The following is a 14372-nucleotide window of genomic DNA, read 5'->3' on the forward strand; positions in this document are numbered from 1 at the left end:
ATCCCGCGTCTTTGAAGCTCATCCATCCGCCTCCCGATCTCATCGAAATCGGGACGGGGCCCTTCGAACCCGCTGCTTTGCATGAAATCGTCCGGCATGCCCGGCATCGGGCCGATCGTCACGCCGCCCGGTCGCCAGCCGCCGGATCCGCCGTCAGACCCGCCGCCGAGGCCGCCCCATTCCGGGATCGGCCGCTGCGGATCCAACAGGCCGCCTCCGCCTCCCCATTCCGGGAACTGCCTGTCCGGTCCGACGAAGTTGCCGCTTTCGGCAATGCCGCGATCGTGGAGGATCTCCTGGCTCTTCTTGTTCATGCCGGCGAAAATATTGGCTTGAAACTGGTGCAGGAAGCCGATTATATCGTCGCGCTCAACGGCCTTGACGACGACTTTTGCACCGGCGCGGGCAATGTCGCGCAGTTCCTCGGGCGAATGCAGCTCTTGCATTTCGGCCAACTCGTCGCGGAAGCGGAGCCTCATCGCCGCGATCGCACCGTCAATGTCGGAGTTTGTCGAGAGCCCCTCGGAGGTGCGCTGAAACGCATTGCCGCCATGGTCGCCGGCATCCCCGAAGCAGACAGTATAGATCTGACGCGCAACGCGGTTTTCGTCGATCGCGCCGCCTCCACCGACCGTGCCGGTCGGTGCGCTCGGAACTGCACCCGGTGCGCCGAGCGGCGCTGCGCCCTTGGTCATCGTCGCATCAGGCGCGCCCAGCGCACCGGCGAAGGCAGTCCCGGCTCCGTGGGAGCGTGTTTCGGGTGATAGCATTGCCTGCATGTTCCGGACGCCCGGGAAATCCATTGATTTGTCCACTTCGAAAAAAAAATGATCTGCTCATGTCGCCGGATCACGCTGCCCGGCTGCGACCGGCGCGGGTTGCTGCCGCGTCGGTCGGCATGCCGGTCAGTGTCGTTGGTTACTGACCTTGCTCGGCCCGCTGCGGACGCTGTCGCCAGAACAGGAGCATGGGATCATCGCTGTCCCGGAAATCGGCGGGGAGCTGCTGGTTGTTCTCCGGTGAAGCGGATCCCTCCTGCGCGCCATATCTGAGATAGGCGGGAAGAGCGCCAGGCAGGGCATAGAGCATCATGAAGCCTTCACTGCGATCATACGCCTCTTGCAAAAGTTCAAGGCCGGCGCCGCGTGCGAAGCTGATGACGTCCTCCACCATCAGGGTGCTCAGACGCCCGGGCTCATCGGGGTGAGCGATATGGCTGTAGAGCAACACACCCGTCGGTCGGCCATCGTCATCCATGCGCACCAGCGCCCCGTCAGAGCCGTTGCCTCGCAAGCTGGTCATGATCTGTGCGGCGATCTCTGCCCTGTCCGTCTCATATTCGGTGACGTCGGGGTCGGTGGGATCGCCCATGGCGACCTCTTGCTCCAGCATCTGCATCAGCGCTGCATCCAACGCAGGATCCTGTCCATACTGACGGACGGTTCCGGTTCCGCCTGTTGCCTGATCCGGCACCGGTGCGCGCTGCGTCGAGGACGCACCGCCGGCGTCATCGCCTCGGCGCTCGGGGCGATCCGTCCAGCGCAGATGCGGATAGAAATTTGTCGCGAACGGTGCATCGGGATCCGGCGGCACGATCTCGGCACCGAGGCTCAGATAGTATTCTTCCGCGCCCGGCAGCGAGATCAGCTCGAGGATACCCTCGCTGCGCGCGAATCCCTCCTGCAGCAGCTTGAGGCCGATACCCTGTCCCGGGGCGAAGCTGACGATGTCTTCAATGAACAGGACGCACGGGCCTGTCGGATCGTCGGGATTGGGGTAGGTGGTATAGACCATCATGCCCAGCGGTTGGCCTTGTGCATCCGTTATCACCAGTGCATGGTCGATGGTGTCGAGGTTCTTGCGGATCTGGTCGGCGATCATCACCGCAGCCTCGGTGCGCGGATCGAGCGGAACGCCGGATTCACCGAGCGCGATCAGGCTGTCGAGCGCTTCGATGGTCCTGGCATCGAGAGCGGGATCCGCTCCGAATACGTGGGTATTGACAGGGGCGCCCGCTTCCGATGTCTGCCCGTAGAGATCGGGCATGTTCAGCTTCGAATCGTATCCCTGCATGAGCATCGAGAGTTCGATCACCAGTTCCACGACGGGCATGTCCGGATTGGCTTCACGGAACGCCTCGAAGACCTCGCGCGTGAAAGTGCCGGCCCGGATTTCACGCGCGACGATGGCCTCTTCGTCCGGCGTGAGCGCCGGGAGGGCATCAGCGGGCGCATCATCGGCTGCGCCTGCTTCGCTCAGGAGCTGTCTTGCCCGCTGAATCGCGGGATCCTCCGGATCACCCTTCTCGAGGGCCTGTGCGAGGGCGTCGCGGTAGAGGTCCGGAACCGTGCCCAGGCGATCTGCGAGGTTATTGACAATGGCGGCCGCGATTTCCGCCGGGAGGACGCGCAGATAATTCGCGACGGCTGCGGATGCGCCGGCCGCCGCAGCAATGCCGCCCGAGCCGTCCTGCGGGCTGTTCTGCGCCTGCACGAGATCATAGGCGAAAAGGCCGATATAGCCGTAGCGCTCGTACATGGCATCGCGCGGATCGACCCCGTTACCGAAGAACCCGCCCGGATCGAGAGTGATGCGCCGTGCCGCTTCCAGAGCTTCCATCAGGCGCTCAACCGCATCGTCGTTCTGTGCGGATCCGCCATGCAGTGGTGTTGAGCCGGGGAGCTCGGGAGCGCCGGTGGTGTCGAAGTCGTTGGGGCGGCGCTTCGGGTCGAAGAAGGGAGGCGTGTTTGTGGATCGTTGGTTCCTTTGCTGCTCGATGTTCTGCTCGAGGCGCTGGTCGAATTCCACAGGATCCCATAAACGCTCGAAATTGAGCTCCAGGCGCTCGGTCCCAGGCATCGTATCCAGTCGGATGCCGCCCGGTCGCCAACCGCCCCGTTCGACATCCAGCCCTTGCCATTCGGGAAATCTGCGGTCGCCGGGGTTCCATTCGGGCATGGCGGGAGCGTCCGATCCCCGCGCCTGGATTGCGACATCGCCGTTCTGTTTGATGACGGCAAGGAGTGGCGGGAACCGATCATCGGGGTTGCTCAAGTCGTAGACGCCGATATCACCGTTCGGCAGCTCGCGCATGCCGACGGCGCTGTCGATATTCAGCCCCCGCGCCTGGAGATCACGTATGATGCCGACAAGTTCACGCGTATCCGCCGTGGGATTGGAAAGAAGCTGTTCCAGCAGTTGGGCGCCGGTGCCGACGATGTAACCGGCCAGCGCGCCAGCGCCGCGGAACCCCGCCTCGAGCAAATTCAGGGCGCCACGAAACAGATTGGGACTGGCGCCGCGCTCCGGCTGGACGAATGCCAGATGCGAATCGGCACCTGCCAGGCCCTGTCCTGCCAAGCCCTTTTCGGTCGATCCGGGGAGACCGAAGTCATCGCCGGGCGGGCCCTTCAGCTGAGTCTGGGAAAGGGGCGTGGAAAATGGGCCGATACTCACCATGATCGCAACTCCGGGCAATGCTTGAAACAACGGGATGCATGAACTCAAAAATAGCAATTAATTAACTATAAAAATATAATTAGATAATATCAACTATAAATTTTAATTATATAATTAATACATAAATATTCATTTTGTGGCGATTGATCGTCACGGCGCCGGATAGGGCGAATCGGTTTGAAATTTTCTGATGCATGCTCAAAAAGCATATTAAATCTCTTTATTTTAAATCAATTATAATTTATACTATTATTTATTCATTAAAATGGTTTGACCCATGACATTATCCGTTTCGTTTCCCCCGCTTGCCGGCGGCAAGGTCTCCGACGCTCCCGGTGCTTCTCACGCTGCGTTCGCCTCATCCATGACCAAGGCGGCAGGGCCGGCATCACCGACCATGCCGACGGCTGGTCAGCCGCTCGTCGCGCAGGCTGCGGCGCCGGCGGGCGAACTCGTCGGGCAGGGTGTGCTGGAAGCACTGCGGCGGCTGGGCATGGAGGGCATGGCCGTTCCGCTCGGTGCCGGTGCGGCGCGTCTCGCAGGCGGCGTCGCGACGCTTCTCACCGAACTCGCCATGGCGCAATCGACCGCCAATCCGGATGACATGGCCGCGCTGATGCGCGCCCTGGCCGAGGAGGGCGTGACCTTCGACGGTCACATTGCCTGGGAGACCCTCCCCGACGGACGACGCATGATGGTCTCGGCAGATGATCCCGACGTCATCATCACCATCTTGCGCGAAGACGGCAGCGTCTTCATCAATCCGGACTTTCTCCCCGATGGCGCGCAAGCCGGGGCGCGCCCGGCCGTGACCCCGCAAACCCTGGGGAATTATCGTTTTGGCGACACTCTCCCCGCCACGACGCCCGGTGTCGCCCTGACCATTCCGGATCTGCCCGAACATGATCGCGAGACCCGCGCTGGCGGCGGTCAACCGACCGAGACATCCGCGATCAGCGCCGCATATCGCGATGTCGCCGATTTCAACGCCGGGGCCGGGCCGGAGGACAGGATCCGGGTCATGACACTGGCGACCGATCCCGACGGCGCGCGGCAGTTCCTGACCATCGAAGGGACCCTCGCGCAGGTCAGGGAGGAATACGCAAACCTGCATGAAGCCGGATTCTTCGACGCGGACACGGCGGCGAGTCCGTCGACGAGCCTGCGGATCGCGCTCCAGCTCTCCGGGGTGCCGCAGGCGCTGCGCGCCGTCGTGGGTGATCGCGTCATGCCGCCTCCGATGGAAGAAACCCGCGAAGGCCTGCTCGGGCCCGATACGCCGAGCAGCCCTGACGGACAGCGAAGGGCAGACCAAGAGGGTTTTCCGCAAACCGTGGACGGTGTCCAGCCATATACCGATACCGCCAACCGAACGCGCCACACTCCCTCATTCAAGCCAGAGCGGCAAATCCCGCCAGATCCGGGCGTTTTTGCCCCTGGCACGACGTTCCCGCCCGTCGAGACCCAGCCCGCTACACCCGCCGGCGCCGTTTCCGGTGTCTCACAGGCGGGCGAGACCACGGGAGTCACGTCGATCGCGGAGCTCCAGGAGGAGTTGCGGCAATACGGTATCATTCTGACCGACGTACTCAGCAATCCGGATCTGCCCGATGAATGGCGCGAGATCGTCTTCCCGCGCAGTGAAGAGCAGGTCATCGAGATGGGCAATGCCGTACTCTCGCTGCTTCCCAGGATCGAAGAGCAGTTTCCGGGGGCGCTCAGAAATCTCAAGATCGACGTGAGCGGCCCCAATCCGGCGGATCTGTCGGAGCGGGGAAACAATCTTGGACTGACGGCATCGGATATCGGCCTGATGCTCCTTGAAACGCCGACACGGATACAGCAGATTCTTAGCGATACGAGCGAAGCGCATCCCGATATGCCGGAACATGCGTATGCGCATGAAATCGGGCACGCCCTGACCTCTGTTGCCCCTGCAGCCATGCAGGATCTCAAGGCAGGCCTCGAAACCGTCATCGAGGTCGGTACGCAATTCAGTACCCATGCCTCCGAGGATGCGGTAACGCTCGATGTGGCTCTTGCTTTCCTTTACCCGGACTTGTCAATGGCCGAGGCATATGAGCGACTGGGGCGCGACCATATCGTGCGCCCGCATCCCGGGGAGATCACTGACGCTTCGGGGATTCCGGAGACATGGCGAGAGCATCCCGGCACGCTTCGGATCATGCAGCGCCCGAGTGAAGCGCCGCGCGATAGCGCACACGAATACGCGACATTCTATGCACGCACGAATGATAATGAATTCGCTGCCGAGACCCTTGCATTCTTCCTCCGCGGGGAACCCGTTGAACCACGCTCCGAGGCGGCGGGAGTGCCCTTCATCTCGACCACGCTCGGGGCCCCGCTGCCCGATTCTCTGCGCGAGCGGGCGTGGGATGTCATGTGGGAAGCTCAAGATAATTCCGGTCATACATCATCCTGGGCCCCGGAATGGCAGCCCGACGAGGCGCAGTGAAGCCTGTCCCGGCTGGTTGAGCACGAAGAAAAGCGCCCCGGATCGATCCGGGGCGCTTTTTCGTGCGCGCGCTGGCGGTGTCGGCTCACTCTTGGGCGCCGGAGCATTCCGGATAGGCGGCATACTCCCGGTCAACGAAATGATGCGCGACCGCCTCGGCACGGACGATATCGCCCAATTCCGCATCGGAATGCTGCTCGCGCCCGGCCTGACTCTGTCAGGTCGGAGCGTGCTCTAAACAATTAAGGGCTGTCCAACGTCTCGCTGGGCGCGTTGATGCGCCGCTGCATCGGGTACTTTTGCGACCCTGAACGGCGCGCATCGGCGTGGCATTTGCCGCCAGCGCTTGCCCGCATGCCGAAGCCTTGCATTCTCTGGCGACCAGACGATATGAGCAGATTGATCCGGGCGGCCCGCATCTGCGTAAAGATACGTGATTTTGCAGGTGCGAAGACTGGGCGAAGCGGTTACATAAAGCGGCGACCCTGGGGCAGGCGCCCTTTGTATAATGGATGCGATGAAGATGGATGCGCGGCCGGGCGAAGAGCCCCCCTTTCTGGCGAAGACGCATGCGCCGCGTGCCGGTTTCGGCAAGCGCATGATGAGGCTGACGCGGCTGTTCGTGATGATCGTCCTGCCGCTGCTGCTTCTGGCCGGTGCGTTTGCCGGCTTCGCCTATATGCAGGCCACGCGTCCGACGGTGCCGGTGGAGCGTCAGCCTGAACAACCGCGCTTCGTCGATGCGGTGACGGTCGCGCGGGCCGATCTGCGCCCGACATTGACGCTTTACGGCGAAATCGTCGCGGGCCGCAGCGTCGACCTGCGCGCTCTGGTGGCGGGACAGGTCGTCTCGGTGTCCGACCAATTGGTCGAGGGTGGGCGAGTCGCGCAAGGCGACGAGCTCCTGCGCATCGATCCGTTCGCGTTCGAGGGCGCACTGGTGCGGGCCAATGCCGATCTTGCCGAGACCCGGGCCCGTATCGCGGAGCTCGACGCGCGTGTCCTCCAGGAAGAGGCGGCGATGGCGCGGGCGCGCGAGCAGCTCACGATCACCGAACGCGAGATCGATCGGCTGCGCACTCTGGCGGAGCGCGGCGTCGCGCCGGAGCGCCAGCTCGACGACGCGTTGCTGCGCCTCTCCCAGGCGGAATCGGCGCTGGAGGCCCGCGAGAGCCAGCTCGCCGTGTTCGAAGCCCAGCGTGACCAGCTTGATGCGGCGATCGAACGGCTGGAATTCGGTGTCGCCCAGGCGCAGCGCAATCTCGACGATACGGTCCTGCGCGCGCCGTTCGACGCGCTGATCTCGGCGCCGCAGGCCGAGGAGGGCAAGATCATCAGCAGCAATGAACGCATCGCCACGCTGGTTGCGACACAACGCCTAGAGGCGCGTTTTGCACTGTCGGACAGCCAATATGCGCGCCTTGCGGCGGATGACGAGATAACGGGAAGCGACGTCACCGTGATCTGGCGCGCCGGTGGCACTACGCTTGAGCGCACGGCGACCGTGACACGCGTGGCGCCGCAAGTCGCGGATGCGAGTTTCGCTGCCTATGCCGAGATCGATATCGACGACACTGCCCTCGATGTCCTGCGCCCCGGCACCTTCATCGAGGTCGAGATGCCCGATCTTCTGCGTGAGGATGCGATATTGCTGCCGCCTGACGCGCTGTATGAAGACAGTATCTTCCTGATTGTTGACGACCGGCTGGAGCGCGCGCCGGTTAACGTGCTCAGCTTTGCGGCCGAGGGGGTGATCGTCGCGGGCGATATTCCTGATGGCGCTTCGGTTCTGGTGTCACGCCTCGGTGCGGCGGCCGCCGGCCAGCTCGTCGAGGTGCGCGAGTGAGCGGCGGTTTCCTCCAGGGCATCATTCGCGGCTTCCTGCATCATCGCGTCGCTGCAAACCTGCTCGCCATCTCGGTCTGTCTGCTGGGGTTGCTGGCATTGGGCCGGCTCAACACGCAGTTCTTCCCTACTGTCCAGATCCCCACCATCTTCGTCACGGTGGCCTGGCAGGGGGCAAGCCCCGACGACATTTCCTCCGGTGTCCTCGACGTGATGGAGCCGGAACTGCGCTTCCTCGACCGCGTGGACAACATCTCCTCCTATGCGGTGGAGGGCTCGGCGCGCATCGTCCTCGAATTCGAGGAAGGCGCCGACATGTCCAAGGCGCTCTCCGATGTCGAGCAGGCGGTGGCGGGGATCACGACCTTGCCCAGTGCCGCCGAGACGCCTGTGATCACGCGCGTCGAGTTCTTCGAGACCGTGGCGATGCTCGCCATCTATGGCGATATCGAGGAGCGCGCGCTGCAGGAGGTCGCGCGTGAAGCGCGTGACGGGTTCCTGAATGCCGGGATCGACAAGATCACCTTTGTCGGCAAGCGTGCGCGCGAGGTCTGGGTCGATGCGGATTCGCGGGAATTGCGCCGGCTCGGCCTGACCGGCGACGAGGTCGCGCGCCGCATCGCTGCGATCAATCAGAACCAGCCTCTGGGTAATCTGGAAGGCGGAGCGGAGCGCACCCTGCGCACGCTGTCGCGAACCGACAGGCCCCAGGGTATCGGCGAAATCGAGATCAGCGCAGGGCCGGGCGGCGAGCGCATCCTGTTACGTGACATCGCGCAGGTGCGCAGCGCCATGCGTGACGGCGGCGTGCGGCTGTTTCATGACGGGCAGCCCGCCATTCTGCTTGATATCCAACGGGCGGAGAGTGCCGATACGCTCGAATCGATGAATGCGGCCCGCGATTACGTCGAGACCCTGCGCGCCGCGCTGCCGCCCAATGTGACGGCGGAGCTGTTCGATGTGCGCGCCGAGGTGGTCGACCAGCGCATCGCCACGCTGAGTTCGAATGCCCTGATGGGCATGGCGATCATCATTCTGGTGCTGCTGCTCTTCCTGAATACGCGCGTCGCGCTCTGGGTGGCGGCGGGGATACCGGTGGCGCTGCTTGCGACCTTCGTCCTGATGTGGGCGACGGGTCAATCCATCAACGCGATCTCGCTGCTCGGCCTGATCCTGGTGCTCGGCATTCTGGTCGATGACGCCATCATCGTCGGCGAACATGCGGTGACCCTGCACGAGCAGGGCAAGTCGCCCATGGAGGCGGCCGAGGGCGCTGCCATGCGCATGCTGGTCCCGGTGATCGCGGCGACGACGACGACCCAGGCGGCGTTTCTGCCCGTTTTCATGATTTCCGGCGTCGTCGGGCAGATCATCATGGCGATTCCGCTGGTCGTGGTGGTGGCGCTGGCGGCCGCGCTGGTCGAGAGCTTCATTGTGCTTCCGACACATCTGCGCCACGCGCTCACGGCGCAGGAACGGGCGCGATCCGGACCTGACGGGCGCTGGACGCGAATCCGCAAGGGCATGGAGGGCGGCGTCGATCGCTTCCGCAACGGCCCGGTGCGCCGTCTGGCGACAATTGCCGTACGCTGGCGTTATTCAACCGTGGCATTGGTGGTCGGTGCGCTGATCCTCGCTGTCGGGCTGATTGCCGGCGGGCGTGTACAGTTCACCTTCTTTCCAACGCCCGAAGCGGAGTTCGTCAGCGCCGAGATGCGTTTCGCTCCCGGGATGTCGGAAGAGCGAATGCTCGCGCATCTGCGCCGGATCGAAGGGGCGATTGATGAAACCGATGCGCGGCTCGGCGAGGAATATGGCGAGCGCGTCGTGGTCTTCCATTACGCGCGGCTCGGCCAGGCGGGGCAGGATCGTGGTTCCAATCTCGCCATGATCGATATCGAACTCACCCCCGGTGAAGAGCGCTCACTGCGCACGCCTCAGGTAATACGTTATCTGCGCGAGGGGGTTCCTCCGCTTCCCGGCCTCGACGAGTTCTCCATCGGCGCCCGCGCATCCGGTCCGCCGGGCTCGGATGTCGATATCCGCCTGACGGGGGCGGACTTGCTGACGCTCAAGGCCGCCGCCGACGTGTTGAAAGACCGCCTCGCCGATTACCCCGCAGCAACGGGCATCAAGGATGATACGCCGCTCGGCAAGAACGAACTGATCCTGCGTCAGACCCCGCGTGGCATGGCGCTCGGCCTCGACCCCGAGGTGATCGCCTCACAGGTACGTGCCGCCTATCAGGGGGTCGTCGCGATGCGATTCGCCGCCGGGGACGAGGAGGTTACCATCCGTGTGCGCCAGCCCGACCGGACCGGCGATATTGCCGGCCTGCTCGACATGACCCTGCGCACCCCCTCCGGCGCCATGGTGCGTCTGGGTGATGTCGTGGCGATCGAGGAGCGCGAAGCCTTCGGCCTGATCCAGCGCCGCGATGGACAGATTGCGGTTTCCGTGACTGCGGACGTCAATTCAGACATCACCCCCGCTGGCGAAGTGCGTGCTTCGCTCGAAGAGGCAATCCTTCCCGAAATCCGCGAGCGCTTCGGCGTGCAGACGCAGACCGGTGGTCAGGCGGAGACGCAGGGGCGCGCCTTCGCCGATCTGGGTCTTGGCGCCATCATCGCGCTGGCCGCCATCTACGTGATCCTCGCGCTCGTCTTCCAGAACTGGACGCAGCCGCTTCTGGTGATGTCGATCATTCCCTTCGGCTTTATCGGAGCGGTGCTCGGGCACTGGCTGCTCGGCTTCCAGTTCGCCTTCCTCTCGATGATCGGGCTTCTGGGGCTGTCGGGCATTCTGGTGAACGGCTCGATCGTTCTGGTCGATCGCTACAACGAGCGCGTCCGCCAGGGCGAGGCGCATGAAACGGCGGCGGTGGGCTCCTCCGTCGATCGTTTTCGCGCGGTGCTGCTGACATCGCTGACAACGGCGGGTGGCATGGCGCCGCTGATCATGGAGCAGAGCCTGCAGGCGCAGTTCCTGATCCCGATCGCCATCACGCTCAGCTTCGGTCTGGCGGTCTCGGCACTGGTGATCCTCTTCGTCGTTCCCGCCATGCTCGGCATTGCCGATGATCTCGGCCGGATGAAGCGCGGCTATCTCCGTCTTGCCGGTATGCGGGTCCGCCCGGCGCGGTAATGAGGCCGGGCGATACCCCGGACCCCATCAACTCCCACCCCGAACGGAAACGCCGTTCGTGCATTGTCCGCCGGGTATTACGTCGCGCGCGCGAATCGCGTTACGACTATCGGGCACCGACATCACGTCGCATTCAAAGGGGGGCCATATGGGCAATCTGGATTTCGCCTATCTCTTCACGTCGCCGGAAGGGCGCATCGAGCGGCAGCGCTGGTGGATCGGCGTCGTCATCCTGTTCGGCGCCTGGCTCGTTCTGAACGGGCTGTTCGGAAGTGACGGCCTGATCCCGTTCATTCTCAGCATTCTGCTGCTGGTCGCCGGCATCATGCTGCACATCAAGCGGTTTCATGATCGCGACAAGTCCGGCTGGTGGGTGTTGATCCTGTTTGTCCCGGTCCTCGGCCTGATCTGGGCCATCGTCGATCTCGGCATTCTCGAAGGCACCCCGGGCGCCAACCGCTTTGGCGCAGATCCGCTCGCGGGGCGCTGAAGCCGGCATGGCGCGGTACGCGTGCGCGCCGCGCCATGCCGTTGTGACACATCATGCCGCGCGCACGCGTGCCACAAAGTCCTCCATTGCCTTTCGCAATTCATGAGAGCGTTCGGAAAGCGTGTTCGTCGAAGCGTGAACGGCGTTCGAGAGTTCTCCGGTCCGGGTGGCCTGGCCGCTGACCTGCGTGATCGTGCGGCTGACATCCTGGGTCCCGGTTGCGGCCTCGGCCACGTTTCGAGCGATCTCGTCAGTCGTCGCGTTCTGTTGCTCCGCAGTGGCGGCGACCGTTTTCATCCGCTCGGTAATGGCGCTTACCTTCTCGGCGACTGTCGTGGCGGCCTGCATGGAGCCTTTCGCAGCGCTGCGCATATCGGCGATCTGGCTCTCGATATCCTCCGTCGCCTTGCCGGTCTGGTCAGCCAGTGATTTCACCTCTGCGGCGACAACCGCAAAACCCTTGCCCGCCTCGCCCGCGCGCGCGGCCTCGATGGTGGCGTTGAGAGCCAGGAGATTGGTCTGGGCGGCGATCTCCGAGATAAGCCGCGTCACATCGCCGATCCGCTCGACGACATCGTTGAGGTTCGAAACCGATCGGTTCGAGCACGCGACATCGCTCGCGGCTTCAATCGCCATGCTTGACGAGGCGTTGACCTGTTTCGTGATCTCATTGATCGAGGCCGACATTTCTTCGGTTGCGCTGGCGACGCTGCGGACATTCACGGCGGTCTCCTCCGAGGCGGCAGAGGCGCCGACTGCCTGGTCCGTCGTGATCGCTGCGATCTCGGACAATGCGCCAGCCGATTCGCCGAGACGCGTTGTCTCCGCCTGCATTTCGTTCGACAACTGCATAACAGAGGCTTCGAACTCACAGGCAAGTCGCTCCATTTCCTCGCGCCGCTTGCGCTCGGCTGCCTCGCGTTGTGCGATCGCGTTTTCGTTTTCGAGAGCACGGTTGCGCAGCATGTTCTCACGAAAGACGCCCAACGCCTTGTTCATGCGCCCAATCTCGTCATCGCGGGTGCCCGCAGGTGGTTCTGCGTCAAGATCGCCCTCTGCAAGCCGCTGGGTCGTCTGCGCAAGACGCCTGAGCGGGCGCGAGATCATCGTGAAATTCAGACAGGCGAAACCGATGGCCGCCAGCACGATCACGAGGGATGCGCTGATGCCCACCGTCTTGACTGTGCCTAACGCTTGCCGTTGATCCGCAATGAGGTTCTCGCGAATTGCGCTGATTGCCTCCGCGACCGTCGCCATATCCGCATGCTTGTTTTCGGACAAGGACTCGGCAGCGACAGAGCCGGCCACGGCACGCGCGAGGTCGACCGTCATCGGGTCTCGCATGCGCTCGATCTGCGGTGCAACATGGGTTTCGCGCCAGGTCTCCCAGCTTTCCCGAGCAGCAATGACTGATTCGCCCAGGGCCGGGTCAAGCGCCCGACTCTCTGATAAGAGGGTCTCGAATCCTGCCTGCGCCGCGCGCACGTTTTCTTCGAAGACATCGAGCCGCTTGCGATCGCCGGTGAGGATGAGGCCCTGCAGCGCAAAAGCCTGTGACAGGATGGCGCTCTCGATATTGCGGGTTGCGAAGGCCAGCGCCTGCCCCGCATTCGCATCCTTGATCGCCTGTTCGGCCATGCGCGCGCGGTCGAAGGAGACGAGGCCTGCGACCACCCCGATAAGCGCAAGTATCAGGAAGGCGCCGAGGCCCTTCTTGGTGACGGAGAGATTGTTACCCATGATATGTCAGCCCTCGGAACGGCTCAGCTGGCGATTGCGGCCTTGCGGCGCATCAGCTCGGTCAGGTTGATCTCGATAGTGGTGGCGCCGAGAGGACGCGCGCCGGTCGCATCGGTAACCGTCAGATTGAGCTGCGCGCGCCAGATTTTCTGCGCATCGTCCCATTCAGCCGCGTCGATAAAGACGGCATCGGGGCCGACTGGAAAGGTTTTTTGAAATTTCGCCTCATCGCCTTGCCAGTAATCCGAAGTGATTGCGCTCTGCCCGACATTGAGGCCCTTGTCGTCTGTCACGAAGATCTCGACATAGAGACCGAGCGCCTGTGCCTGGACACGGGTAAGAAAGACGGACAACGGTGAGGACAGCGTTGCCGCGATCAGCGGCATGTCTGCCGTCTCGCGTTCGGTACGCCATTGCCGATCCAGCATCTGGATATCGTCGTCGTCGATATCGGCGTGACGTTCGTTCTGGTTCGTGACCGAAAGGCGAACGATCTCGGTTTCGAGAAAGTCGCGGACGTCGGCAATGACAGCGTCGTCGATCAAGACATGGGGGTCAGGCGCAGCGGGGTCAGGCGCAGCGTCTTGCGCCGCGACGGGCAGTGGCGTGGCGGCGACGGCGAGAATGATGGCAATCGCACATTTTCTCATGGTCTTTCTCCTTAAATACAATTTAAAGGAGCATTTCCGTTCGAAATGAACACCGTGTTAACGGGAGTCCACTGACCATCCATTTATTGTAAAATTTCTTGGGCCCCAGAAGTCTCGCATCAAAATTACAAACACAAGCCATACAATCTGGAGCAATCATCGACGGCTATACTTTCATGATAACGCCTTCATTGCCCGGTCGAGACCCTCGACGGTGAGCGCGAACATCCGGCCCTCCATCAGCTGGCGGACGATGCCGATGGAGTGGGTATAGCCCCAATGCGCCTCGGGAACGGGGTTGAGCCAGGCTGCCTTGTGGAAATGGCCAAGCAGGCGCTCCATCCAGAGCTGGCCGGGCTCCTCGTTCCAGTGCTCGACCGAGCCGCCGGCCATGACGATCTCGTAGGGGCTCATCGCGGCGTCGCCGACGAAGACGAGGCGGTAATCCTCGCCGTAGGTGCGGATCACGTCGAGGGTGGGCGTGATCTCGGTGCGGCGGCGGCGATTGTCCTTCCACACGCCCTCATAGGGGCAGTTGTGGAAGTAGAAATGTTCGAAATGCTTGAAC

General features: G+C 63.1%; 7 protein-coding genes and 2 pseudogenes. 4 read left to right on the plus strand and 5 right to left on the minus strand.

What is annotated here, in order from left to right; genetic code table 11:
• Together VKP01_RS13520 and VKP01_RS13525 are read right to left on the minus strand one after the other, a co-directional pair.
• Window positions 1–770: pseudogene (locus tag VKP01_RS13520) on the minus strand (hypothetical protein); the annotation flags it as partial.
• 148 nt (window positions 771–918) lie between these two features.
• Window positions 919–3360 (minus strand): hypothetical protein, encoded by a 2442-nt coding sequence (locus VKP01_RS13525; RefSeq protein WP_324413140.1) that lies wholly within the window; start codon window positions 3358–3360, stop codon window positions 919–921.
• A gap of 376 nt (window positions 3361–3736) precedes the next feature.
• On the opposite strand from VKP01_RS13525, the gene VKP01_RS13530 reads away from it, so the two are divergent.
• The 4 genes from VKP01_RS13530 (at window position 3737) to VKP01_RS13545 (ending at window position 11414) form a co-directional block, all read left to right on the plus strand.
• Entirely contained in the window at window positions 3737–5935 is a 2199-nt protein-coding gene (locus VKP01_RS13530; RefSeq protein WP_324413142.1) for a hypothetical protein, read from the plus strand.
• A 523-nt stretch (window positions 5936–6458) separates the two neighbouring features.
• Window positions 6459–7781, plus strand: a complete 1323-nt coding sequence (locus VKP01_RS13535) for an efflux RND transporter periplasmic adaptor subunit (protein ID WP_324413144.1) — start codon at window positions 6459–6461, stop codon at window positions 7779–7781.
• The gene (locus VKP01_RS13540) at window positions 7778–10924 is read left to right on the plus strand and encodes an efflux RND transporter permease subunit (protein ID WP_324413146.1); all 3147 of its coding nucleotides are present in this window, start codon (window positions 7778–7780) and stop codon (window positions 10922–10924) included. Before VKP01_RS13535 ends, VKP01_RS13540 begins: the two co-directional genes overlap by 4 nt.
• Before the next feature lie 148 nt (window positions 10925–11072).
• Entirely contained in the window at window positions 11073–11414 is a 342-nt protein-coding gene (locus tag VKP01_RS13545) for a DUF805 domain-containing protein (protein WP_324413147.1), read from the plus strand.
• Between the two features lie 51 nt (window positions 11415–11465).
• On the opposite strand, the gene VKP01_RS13550 is transcribed toward VKP01_RS13545, so the two are convergent.
• The 3 genes and pseudogenes from VKP01_RS13550 to VKP01_RS13560 all read right to left on the minus strand — a co-directional run.
• The gene (locus tag VKP01_RS13550; RefSeq protein ID WP_324413149.1) at window positions 11466–13154 is read right to left on the minus strand and encodes a methyl-accepting chemotaxis protein; all 1689 of its coding nucleotides are present in this window, start codon (window positions 13152–13154) and stop codon (window positions 11466–11468) included.
• Window positions 13155–13177: 23 nt separating this feature from the next.
• On the minus strand, window positions 13178–13804 hold the full coding sequence (locus VKP01_RS13555; protein ID WP_324413151.1) for a hypothetical protein: 627 nt from the start codon (window positions 13802–13804) through the stop codon (window positions 13178–13180).
• Window positions 13805–13978: 174 nt separating this feature from the next.
• A pseudogene (locus tag VKP01_RS13560) lies at window positions 13979–14372 on the minus strand (VWA domain-containing protein); the annotation flags it as partial.

The organism is Saliniramus sp. (assembly GCF_035311605.1).
GTDB lineage: Bacteria > Pseudomonadota > Alphaproteobacteria > Rhizobiales > Beijerinckiaceae > Saliniramus.